This is a genomic window from Plastoroseomonas hellenica, assembly GCF_018129085.1.
GTDB classification, from domain to species: Bacteria; Pseudomonadota; Alphaproteobacteria; order Acetobacterales; family Acetobacteraceae; genus Plastoroseomonas; species Plastoroseomonas hellenica.
Genome location: NZ_JAAGBB010000067.1, coordinates 20,392 through 29,163, shown reverse-complemented (window position 1 = coordinate 29,163; position 8,772 = coordinate 20,392). Strand labels below are relative to the sequence as shown.

Annotated in this window: 9 protein-coding genes; 5 read left to right on the top strand and 4 right to left on the bottom strand. The window is 70.5% G+C overall.

Features of this window, described 5'->3' with window-relative positions:
- Window positions 1-644: 644 nt before the first annotated feature.
- Window positions 645-1,841 (bottom strand): MFS transporter, encoded by a 1,197-nt coding sequence (locus GXW71_RS30675; RefSeq protein ID WP_211856724.1) that lies wholly within the window; start codon window positions 1,839-1,841, stop codon window positions 645-647.
- Entirely contained in the window at window positions 1,838-2,455 is a 618-nt protein-coding gene (gene wrbA, locus GXW71_RS30670) for an NAD(P)H:quinone oxidoreductase (RefSeq protein WP_211856722.1), read from the bottom strand. Before wrbA ends, GXW71_RS30675 begins: the two co-directional genes overlap by 4 nt.
- A gap of 195 nt (window positions 2,456-2,650) precedes the next feature.
- Between wrbA and GXW71_RS30665 the strand changes: the two genes are divergently transcribed.
- The 4 genes from GXW71_RS30665 to GXW71_RS30650 all read left to right on the top strand — a co-directional run bounded on the left by GXW71_RS30665 (window position 2,651) and on the right by GXW71_RS30650 (window position 5,796).
- Complete coding sequence (locus GXW71_RS30665; protein ID WP_211856720.1) at window positions 2,651-3,610, top strand: LysR family transcriptional regulator; 960 nt, start codon at window positions 2,651-2,653, stop codon at window positions 3,608-3,610.
- 150 nt (window positions 3,611-3,760) lie between these two features.
- Window positions 3,761-4,144 carry a RidA family protein gene (locus tag GXW71_RS30660; protein ID WP_211856718.1) on the top strand — a complete coding sequence of 128 codons (384 nt, stop codon included), beginning with the start codon at window positions 3,761-3,763 and terminating at the stop codon, window positions 4,142-4,144.
- 145 nt (window positions 4,145-4,289) lie between these two features.
- The gene (locus tag GXW71_RS30655; RefSeq protein WP_211856715.1) at window positions 4,290-4,976 is read left to right on the top strand and encodes a hypothetical protein; all 687 of its coding nucleotides are present in this window, start codon (window positions 4,290-4,292) and stop codon (window positions 4,974-4,976) included.
- A 124-nt stretch (window positions 4,977-5,100) separates the two neighbouring features.
- Window positions 5,101-5,796 carry a hypothetical protein gene (locus GXW71_RS30650; protein ID WP_211856713.1) on the top strand — a complete coding sequence of 232 codons (696 nt, stop codon included), beginning with the start codon at window positions 5,101-5,103 and terminating at the stop codon, window positions 5,794-5,796.
- Window positions 5,797-6,022: 226 nt separating this feature from the next.
- Here the strand turns inward: GXW71_RS30650 and GXW71_RS30645 are convergent, their stop codons facing one another.
- Both GXW71_RS30645 and gtdA read right to left on the bottom strand, forming a co-directional pair.
- Window positions 6,023-6,985, bottom strand: coding sequence for a Bug family tripartite tricarboxylate transporter substrate binding protein (locus GXW71_RS30645; protein WP_211856711.1), 963 nt, complete (start codon window positions 6,983-6,985; stop codon window positions 6,023-6,025).
- A 32-nt stretch (window positions 6,986-7,017) separates the two neighbouring features.
- The gene (gtdA, locus tag GXW71_RS30640) at window positions 7,018-8,079 is read right to left on the bottom strand and encodes a gentisate 1,2-dioxygenase (RefSeq protein ID WP_211856709.1); all 1,062 of its coding nucleotides are present in this window, start codon (window positions 8,077-8,079) and stop codon (window positions 7,018-7,020) included.
- A gap of 108 nt (window positions 8,080-8,187) precedes the next feature.
- On the opposite strand from gtdA, the gene GXW71_RS30635 reads away from it, so the two are divergent.
- The gene (locus tag GXW71_RS30635; RefSeq protein ID WP_246527042.1) at window positions 8,188-8,757 is read left to right on the top strand and encodes a MarR family winged helix-turn-helix transcriptional regulator; all 570 of its coding nucleotides are present in this window, start codon (window positions 8,188-8,190) and stop codon (window positions 8,755-8,757) included.
- Window positions 8,758-8,772 lie beyond the last annotated feature (15 nt).

Genomic DNA, 8,772 nt, shown 5'->3' with positions numbered 1-8,772 from the left:
CCCAGGCGGCCGCGCGCCGCGCCGCCGGGCGCGGCGGACGGGCGGCGGTGGAGCGGGTCAGAAGCCGCGGCGGGCAGCTCTGGCGCGCCCGCGTCATCGGCCTTTCCCCGGATCAGGCGCGCCATGCCTGCCGCGCGACACGCGGCCCCTGCATGGTGCTGTCGCCCAGCCGGCTATAGCGCAGCGGCGGAATCGCCTGGAGGCGTGAATCTGCTCGCCGCAACAGATGCTCTAGCGGCTGGCGCTGGGCTTGCCGCTGGGCAGCACCCCACGCTGAAACGCGTCGCCATGGCGCGACGGAGCGGCTTGTTGCTCGGTTGCTGTGGGCGTGGGGCCGCCGAGCCGCTGCCGGCGTGCCCGTTCGCGTGCCCGCTGGTTTTGCCGGAGCTGACTTCCGAAGCGGTTCGCGTCCAGGCGCGGCGTCAGCCAGTCCATGGCGGAGGCAGCACCGGGGGCGGCAGCAAGCGGGAGGAAGAGAAAGGCGGCGAGTCCACGGCGTGTCACTGATCGGGCCTCCGCTACGATATCGCCGCTAAGTTCCACCAGTGTATTGAGCGGCCAAGCCGCTCCGCGATCAAAGTGCCGCGCACCGCCCGTCGCGGCAGTTACAACGGCGTGATGGTGCCGACGCTCAGCCTCAGCTCTCATCCCAAGGGCGTCAGGATCGGGCGCAGCGCGCGTGCCGCGCCGGCCGCGAGCAGCGCCGCGGCGAGCACCGCGACGGCAGCGGCGGGCCAGCCGAAGGCGGCGATCGCGCCCCCGACCGCGGCGGGCCCGACCACCTGGCCGAGATTGCTGCCCTGCATGATCAGCCCGATGACGACCGGCGTCAGCGCGGCGGGTGCCGCGATCGGCGCGGAGGAGATCAGCGTCGCCGGGATCATGCCCCCGATGCCGGAGAACACCAGGCAGAGCAGGAAGGCCGGCACCGCCGGCAGCAGCGGCAGGAAGATGCCGATCCCGCAAAGCCCCATCACGACGGTGGCGCCGATGATCAACGCGGATCGGCTGGCACCGCGGGCCAGGAGCCAGCCGGCGCCGAGATTGCCGACGACATTGACCGCGGTCGCAGCAGCACTGAGCAGGCCGGCGGTGCCGTGCGTCGCCTGCATCCGCTCCATCAGCAGCACCGGCAGGAAGCTGAACAGCGCGAAGAACATCAGGCTGTAGAGGGCGAAGCAGCCGGCCAGCAGCAGCGGCCCGCGCCCGGTCACGACCGCGGTCGCATCCGCCCAGAGCCTCTGCGCCGGGATCGGCGCGGCGGCCGCCGCACGGCCGATGCAGATGAAAACCGCCGCGATCGCCGCCACGGCGAGCGCGGCGCAGATCCACCAGATCACCCGCCAGTCGCCGAGCGCCGGCCCCGCGAGCATCGCGATCGCCATGCCCGCCGGCATGAAGCAGCTCCAGAGCGCGAAGGCGATGGTCCGGTGCGCCTCGGCCACTACGCGCTGCAGGATCGCGGGCCCGGAGACCGCGATCAGCAGGAAGCCGAGCCCTTCCACGATCCGCGAGGCCAGCAGCATCGCGAAGGAGGGTGATAGCGCACCCGCGGCGCTGCCGATCGCGACCGCGGCGAGCCCGGCGACCAGCACCCGGCGGTCACCGAGTGCGCGCGCCATGGCGCCGGCCGGGATGCCGCCGAAGACGCCGAGGATCGCGAAGATCGCGGTCACCCAGCCGACGGCACCGAGGTCGAGCCGCAGGTCGGCCTGCAGCAGCGGCGTCGCGATCGCGGCCTTGCCGACCTGCAGCGCCGAGACCACGCCGGCCCCGACCACCGCCGCGACCGGCGCCCAGCGCGTGATGGCGGCGGTACGGGGCAGGGCGGTCGCGCTCACGCCGCCGCCTTGTCACGCGCCGCGGCCAGCGCATGCGCCAGCCAGGCGACATGGCGGCCCTGGAAGCGTGCGCCGTCGAGCTCATTGGCGCTCGGCCGCCGATCGCCATCGCCTGCCAGCGTCGTCGCACCATAGGGTGAGCCGCCGGTGACCTCGTCCATCCGCATCTGGCCCTTGAAGGTGTAGGGCAGGCCGGCGACGACCAGGCCGAGATGCAGCAGCACGACATGGGTCGAGAGGATCGTCGCCTCCTGCCCGCCATGCTGGCTGCCGGTCGAGGTGAAGACGCTGCCGAGGCGCCCGACCAGCGCATCCCTGGCCCAGAGCCCGCCCGCCTGATCGAGGAAGTTCTTCATCTGCGCGGCCATGGTCCCGAAGCGCGTCGGCGTCCCGATGATGATCGCATCATACTCGGGCAGCTCGGCGACCGTCGCGACCTCCGCCGCCTGGTCGAGCTTGTAGCCCGCCTTCACCGCGACCGCCTGGGGGACGATCTCCGGCACGCGCTTCACCGCGACCTCCGCGCCCGCCTCCCGGGCGCCTTCGGCGACTGCCGCGGCCATCGCCTCGATATGGCCGTAGGATGAATAATAGAGCACCAGAACCTTGGTCATTTTCATTTCCTTGCCCTCAAACGCCGGGCGGGCGGCGTCCGCCGCCCTTGGCTTCGCGGCACTAGCCGCGGGCCGCATTCGCGGCCTCGGACCGGCAAGGGGCCGGTCCGCCGGGTTGCACCGGGGAAAGAATGGCGTTCTGACCGATCAATGGGAGTGATAAAAGCAGCATGGGTTCGATCTAGGGAATAGATCATGCTGGATGCGCTCACGCTCGATCAGCTCCGCACTTTCGTGACCGTGGCGGAGGCTGGCAGCTTCCGCGCCGGCGCCGCCCGCCTGGCGCGGGTGCAGTCGGCGGTGAGCCACGCCATCGCCAACCTGGAAGCGGAGCTGCGGCTGCAGCTCTTCGACCGGGCCGGGCATCGCCCGGTGCTGACCGAGGAAGGCCGCGCGCTGCTCGCCAATGCGCGCGACATCCTGCTCCGCGTCGATGCGATGCGCGCCCGGGCACGCGGCCTCGGCGAAGGGGTCGAGCTGGAGCTGTCGCTGATCGTCGATACGCTGTTTCCGATCGCGGCGGTCGGCGCCGCCCTGGTGGCGCTGCGCGCAGCCTATCCCTCGGTCGCCATCCGGATGGCGGTGGAGCCGATGGGCGGCCCGCCGGCGGCGCTCCTCGAGCGGCGCAGCACCTTGGCAATCATGGTGGGGGAGGATTTCCGCGATCCGCGCCTGGCGCTCGAAGCCCTCGCGGCGGTGGAGCAGGTGGCGGTCGTCGCCGCCTCGCATCCGCTCGCGCGGCGGCCGCCGGGTGCTGCGATCGGCGTTGCCGACCTCGCGGATCACCTGCAGATCGTGCTCTCGGACCCGAGCGCGCTGTCGGAAGGCCGGGATTTCGGTGTGCTGTCGCCGGAGACCTGCCGGGTCGGCGGCCAGGACACCAAGCATGCGCTGATCCTCTCGGGGCTCGGCTGGGGGCGCCTGCCGTCCTGGCTGGTCGCGCGCGACCTCCGGGACGGGCGGCTGGTCCGCCTCGACACCAGGGCGCTCGGCCGCGACGCGACGACCCGCTACGAAGCCTATCTGGCGTATCGCCTGGATGAACCGCTGGGGCCGGCAGCGCGCCATTTCGGGGCGGCGTTGCGCCGGATTGCCGCGGCAGCCGCGCCGCCCCGCCGCCCTGGCCGTGCTGCCAGGACGGCCTCCCCGGGCTAGAGCGTGATGACTTGAGGCCGGTCCGGCCGAAAAGTCTGAATCACGCGATCAAACAAGGTGCTGGAGCATGATGCGTGAGTGCTTACGAACGCATCATGCTCCAGCATGCGGCGCGGCGCGACCCGCGCCCACAGCCACGGAGAAACGCCCATGCAACGCCGCGACATCAACGCACCCGACGCACCCGCGCCGGCCAGCCCCTATACCCAGGCCGTCGAAGTGACCGGCGCCACGCGCACGCTCTACATCAGCGGGCAGGTCGGCATCGATGCCGACGGCAGGATCCCCGACGACATTGCGGCGCAGAGCCGCCTCGTCTGGGCCAACCTCGCCGCCCAGCTCCGGGCCGCGGGGATGACGCTCGACAATGTCGTGAAGATCGTCACCATCCTGCCGAATGCCGGCGACATCGGCGCCAGCCGCATCGGCCGGCAGGAAGCGCTCGGCGACCGCAAGCCCGCGAGCACGCTGATCATCGGCGGCCTCGCCAACCCCGCCTGGAAGATCGAGGTGGAGGCGGTCGCAGTCGCCTGACGCGCCGCGCCGCCGCCGCCGCCGGCTGGTGACCCCGCGCACAGCCCCGCCGCGGGCCTTTGGACTACCGCTACGACCGTAAGGCGGCGCCGCTCCCACGCGCCGCCATCCTCCGGGGCACCCGGATGCGGGGATCGGTAGTCACATGGCCCATGTCACCTTGATCCTGACGCGGACACCGCTCGACGAATTCATCCTCGACGGCAATCAGAACAAGGATGTCGACGAGCTGACGGAGGAGCAGCGTCTGCGCCTCTATCTGCCGCGGCACGCACCGGTCACCGCCAGGCCGAGCGTCAAGCGCAAGAGTGGCCGCTGGGGGTCGCTGCTGGTACTCGCCGGCCCGAAGGTGACGGCGGCGAGCTTCGCGATGGCGGGGGCCGGCGCCACCGTCATGCTGGCCGGCCGCGCGCTCAGCCTCGCGGCGGAGGCCGGCGGCTTCAGGAGCAAGGAATACACGACGCTGGAGCGCTACCGCGGCAGCTTTGGCAGCCTGGAGCAGAGCGAGCGCTTCGTCATGATGCCGGCCCGCGACGAGCCCTATCCGCTGAAGGTGGAGCGCGGGAACCGCGTGGTGAAGACGATGCGCGATGGTCATAGCGGCGACTGCATCAGGGTCCTCGGCGGCGAGACCCGGGCGCAGCGCGGCATCCTGATTCATGAGGCGCCGAATGTCGGCTGGGTGATCGGCTGCATCGCGCCCCGCCCCAAAGGCAACAAGGGCGTGTTCAGCAATCGCGACGGCAATCCCTCCTTCAACGCGATGAAGGAGATCCTGGAGACGATGACCGCCTTCGGGCACGGCAAGGGCAGCCTCTTCGTGCTGCCCTAGGCCTGGGAATCCGACGTCGAAACGACTTTGTGATTTCGGTTTCGAACCGAATAGGGCGCATCATCACGCTGCGTATCGCGGGGCACGCATGATGCGTGCCTGCCAGGAGTGAGGGACGATCACCATGGCCGGGCTCAGCGCGCTCGATATGGTCAATCCGTACTTGTCGGACCGTCGCCAGCTCATCTGCACGGAGCTGGCGATCCTGCTGCCCAACACCGAGGCCGTCATCGCATCGAACAGCAAGGCGACGAGCGCCCGCTTCAAGGAATGGACGGGGCATACGCAGCAATCCCTGGAAGATGCCTGGAAGGCTGAGGGATTCACGAAGGACGCGAAAACCGGCAGCTGGACGAGGCCGGCAAGCGGGCCGGTCACGACATCCTGCGAGGGGTTGATCGGCCAGATCTTCAACAAGATCGAGAGCGCAGGCTTCGGCAAGCGGCGCGGCGGTGGCGTGACGTCCTTCAGCCTGCCGGGCAACGACAAATACGGCAAGGAACCCGCAACGCCGCCGCCGGGCTGGCATTGGTTCCGCGACAAGACGAGCGCGGTGCGGCCGCGGGCGGGCGACCTCTTTCAGATCGGGCGGCTGGTCGCCCCTCGGCAATGGTATCACCACCATGTCGGCGTCATCACCGGCTGGGTCGATGGCGAGAACCCGAGCTGGGAGACGGTCGAGGCGGGTCAGGGTGGCCCCGGCACCGGCTTCGATTTCATCAAGCGCAAGGGCTGGCGGCCGCTCAATCCCGTGGACGTCAGGAGCCCGGCGAAAGTGCTGATGGGCTGGCTCGATATTGACGAGTATTTCGCGAAGTAGCGCGCTGTCGCCGCGCGGCCCGACAAAATCCGGACAGATGTGATTGGTTCCGACTCGACGCGATGCGGGAGGATGCCGCCGATGGGCGCCGAGATGAAAGAGGCACCGGGATGCAACAGTTGAAGCGGTTCTGGGCAAACCTGCTGCGCTGGATGACCTACCAGCCCAGCCGGCGCTACATGCGGGGTGGTCGCTGACGGGAAGCCGGCGCCGCCGCGGCGGCTGCCTATTCCGGCTCGATCCCCGCCTCGCGCGCGACCATCGCGACGCGCCGCGATTCCGTCGCGAGGAAAGCGGCGAACTCTGCGGCGCTTTCCATGACCGGATCCACGGCCTGCTCGGCGAGGCGCGATCGTAGCTGCGGGTCCCGCGCCGCTGATTGCAGCGCGGCGTTCAGCCGCTCCACCTGATCCGTGGGCAGGCCCTTGGGACCCCAGAGCGCATACCACAGGGTGAAGTTCAGGCCGGGCAGCCCGGCCTCCGCGATGCTCGGCACATCCGGCGCCGCGGCGCTCCGCTCGGCACCCATGATGGCGAAGCCGCGGAGCTGGCCGCCGCGCAGGAAGGGCAGGGCGGAGCCGAGCGGGGCGACCATGAGCGTCGTGGTCCCGGCGACGACATCGGTCAGCGCCGGCGCAGTGCCGCGGTAGCTGACCACCAGCGCATCGAGCCCGCCCCGCCGCCGCAGGCTCTCGGTCGCCAGATGGCCCATGCTGCCGAGCGCCGAATTGGCGAAGGTGAAGCGGTCCGGCCGCGCCTTGGCCGCGGCGAGCAGCGCGGCGAGATCGGGTTGCGGCGCGGCGCTGGGATTGCCGACCAGCACCAGCGGCGCGGTCGCCAGCCGGCCGATCGGCGTGAAATCCGCCACGGGGTCATAAGGCACGTTGCGCATGACCAGCCGCGCCATGAGCTGGATGTCGGCATTCACCAGCAAGGTCGCGCCGTCCGGCGCGGCGCGCGCCACCTCGGCGGCGCCCAGCGTGTTGTTGGCGCCGGAGCGGTTCTCGACCACCCAGACCTGCTGCAGCAGCGCCGCGCAGCTCTGTGCGAAGATGCGGCCGATCACATCGATCGCACCACCCGGGGCGGCGGGGACGATGAGGCGCACCGGCCGTGCCTGGGCCAGGGCCTCGCGCGCCGGCAACACGGCCGCCGCCGCGGCATGGGCCAATCCGCGTCTTCCCAGCATGGGATCGATCCTCCCCATCCCGGCGGGCCGGGTCAGGCGCCGCCGCGATCTTCCCGGAACAGGCGCAGCGCCTCCTGCACCGGCCGGTCCGAGAAGGAGAAGAGCACGGATTCGGCGTCGGCTTCATGCCGGACGCGATGCCAGCTCGGCACGACGAAGATGTCGCGCGGCCCCCATTCGACGGTGAAATCCTCGCCGACATGGCTGCGGCCGCGCCCCTCCATCGGCACGACGATGGTGGCGTCGGTCGAACGATAGGCGCTGGTGCGGAAGCCTTCCGGCAGCAACTGCATGAAGCTGCCCATGGTCGCCATGGCGTGGCCGCCGGTTTCGGGGTTGGCGTAGCGCATCTTCAGCCCGTGGCAGGGGTCCCATTCCTCCTGCCGCCGCATGATGTCGAGCGCCTCGCGCGTGCGGGCATAGGGGTAGTTGAAGATCGGCGAATGCCCGCGGCCGCCCGACGGCGTGACCGGCAGCAGGTTGGCGCCGTAGCGCGCCAGGCTGTCGCCCTCCCGCCGGGTGAGCGGCTGCTCGTCCTGCGGCAGGTGTTCCGCGAAGGAGGCGTCGAGGAACTGCACCAGCGGGATGTCGAGGCCGTCGAGCCAGAACATCGGCCGGTCGCTTTCATTGCCGTGGTCGTGCCAGGTCATCGGCGGGGTGATGACGAAATCACCTTCGCGCATGATGGTCTTCTCGCCATCGACAACCGTATGCGCGCCCTCGCCTTCCAGCACGAAGCGGAGCGCGGTCTGGGTGTGGCGGTGCGCCGGCGCGACCTCGCCCGGCAGCACGAGCTGCACCCCGGCATAGAGGTCGGTCGTTATGCGGGACTGGCCGCGGAGGCCGGGATTCTCCAGCACCAGCACGCGCCGCTCGGCTTCCTTGGCGGTGATCAGCGCGCCTGCTTCCAGCATTGCCGCGCGGATTTCCGCGAAGCGCCAACCCGCGGGCCGGCAGGCGCTGCGCGGCTCCGGCGTCACCAGGTTGGCGAGCGAGGTCCAGAGCGGGGTGAGATTCTGCCGGCCGATGCGCTCGTAGAAGGCCAGCCGTTCAGGCGTCTCGGCGGCGCGCGCCGGCGTCCTGTCCTTATCCATGACGTCCTCCTGCCCGGGATTGACCGTATACTGTCTTTATGAGTACGGTCAATCGCGGAGGCTGCGCCATGGACGGTGACGACATGCTCGACCTGGCGAAGGAGCCCGATGGCGGCAGGATCCCGCGCCAGTTTCGGCCGCGTGGCCGTTGCGCTATGCATCCCGCACCGGCGGCGCAATCCCGCGCCGCTCTTCCCGGCGAGCCCGCCACCCCGCATGGACGATCTCTACACCATGCCCGGCCATCTCATCCGCCGGGCGCAGCAGATCTCGACCGCGTTGTTCACGGAGGAATGCGCGGGCTTCGACCTGACCTCGGTGCAGTTCGCGGCGCTCACGGCCATCAAGGCCAATCCGGATGTCGACGCCACGCGGCTCTCGGCGCTGATCGCCTTCGACCGCTCGACGATCGGCGACGTGCTGGAACGGCTGGAAGCCAAAGGCTGGATCCTGCGCAGCGCGAGCCAGGGCGACCGCCGCGTCAAGCTGCTGCGCATCACGCCCGCGGGGTCGAAGCTGCTGCGCGACGTGCTCCCCGCGGTGAAGCGGGTGCAGGAACGGCTGCTGGCGCCACTGGCGCCCGAGGATCGCGTGACCATGATCCGCCTGCTCACTGGCCTCGCCGAGCTGCACAACGAGGTGACGCCCGCGCCGCTGCGGATCGCCGCCCAGCGCTAGCGGCCTCACCGCGCC

Excerpts from the sequence above, each read along its gene's own strand:
- GXW71_RS30665 (WP_211856720.1), top strand. The coding sequence starts at position 2,651 with ATGCTGGATGCGCTCACGCTCGATCAGCTCCGCACTTTCGTGACCGTG.
- GXW71_RS30660 (WP_211856718.1), top strand. The coding sequence starts at position 3,761 with ATGCAACGCCGCGACATCAACGCACCCGACGCACCCGCGCCGGCCAGC.
- GXW71_RS30635 (WP_246527042.1), top strand. The coding sequence starts at position 8,188 with ATGGCGGCAGGATCCCGCGCCAGTTTCGGCCGCGTGGCCGTTGCGCTA.
- GXW71_RS30645 (WP_211856711.1), bottom strand. The coding sequence starts at position 6,985 with ATGCTGGGAAGACGCGGATTGGCCCATGCCGCGGCGGCGGCCGTGTTG.
- gtdA (WP_211856709.1), bottom strand. The coding sequence starts at position 8,079 with ATGGATAAGGACAGGACGCCGGCGCGCGCCGCCGAGACGCCTGAACGG.
- GXW71_RS30655 (WP_211856715.1), top strand. The coding sequence starts at position 4,290 with ATGGCCCATGTCACCTTGATCCTGACGCGGACACCGCTCGACGAATTC.
- GXW71_RS30650 (WP_211856713.1), top strand. The coding sequence starts at position 5,101 with ATGGCCGGGCTCAGCGCGCTCGATATGGTCAATCCGTACTTGTCGGAC.
- wrbA (WP_211856722.1), bottom strand. The coding sequence starts at position 2,455 with ATGACCAAGGTTCTGGTGCTCTATTATTCATCCTACGGCCATATCGAG.